At 63.3% G+C, this 581-nt stretch carries 1 protein-coding gene; it reads left to right on the forward strand.

From position 1 onward, the window contains the following. On the forward strand, positions 1-581 hold a 581-nt coding region (locus WA845_RS14010), incomplete at both ends, for an AGE family epimerase/isomerase (protein ID WP_337322427.1).

Genomic DNA, 581 nt, shown 5'->3' on the forward strand with positions numbered 1-581 from the left:
CCGCTTTGCTCCAATCCGCATATGCATCTTTTCGAAGCGATGCTGGCCTGGGAAGAACAGGATCGTGACGGCCCGTGGTCGGCGCTGGCGGACGAGATTGCCGGCCTCGCACTTTCCCGCTTCATCGATGACGGCAATGGCGGCCTGCGCGAATTCTTCGCCCATGACTGGACGCCCTACGAGGGGGAGAAGGGCCGGATCATGGAGCCGGGCCACCAGTTCGAATGGGCCTGGCTTCTGGTGCGCTGGGGCAGCCTGCGTGGAAACGAAGAAGCGATCAGGAAGGCAAAACGCCTGTTCGAGATCGGCGAAGACCACGGTATCTGCCCGCGCCGCAAGGTGGCGGTGATGAGCCTTTACGACGATTTTTCGATGCGTGACGGGCTTGCGCGACTATGGCCGCAGACGGAATGGCTGAAGGCGGCGGTGCGGCTTGCCAGTGTGACTGATGGCGAGGAGCGGCAGCGTTACCTTGCCTCTGGTCTGAGCGCCATCGGCGCGCTGCAGCCTTTCCTTGACACGCCGGTCAAGGGCCTGTGGTTCGACAAATGGCCGGCGGACCGGCCGATGCTCGACGAACC

It is taken from the genome of Agrobacterium sp. CMT1 (genome assembly GCF_037203725.1).
Taxonomy (GTDB): domain Bacteria; phylum Pseudomonadota; class Alphaproteobacteria; order Rhizobiales; family Rhizobiaceae; genus Agrobacterium; species Agrobacterium pusense.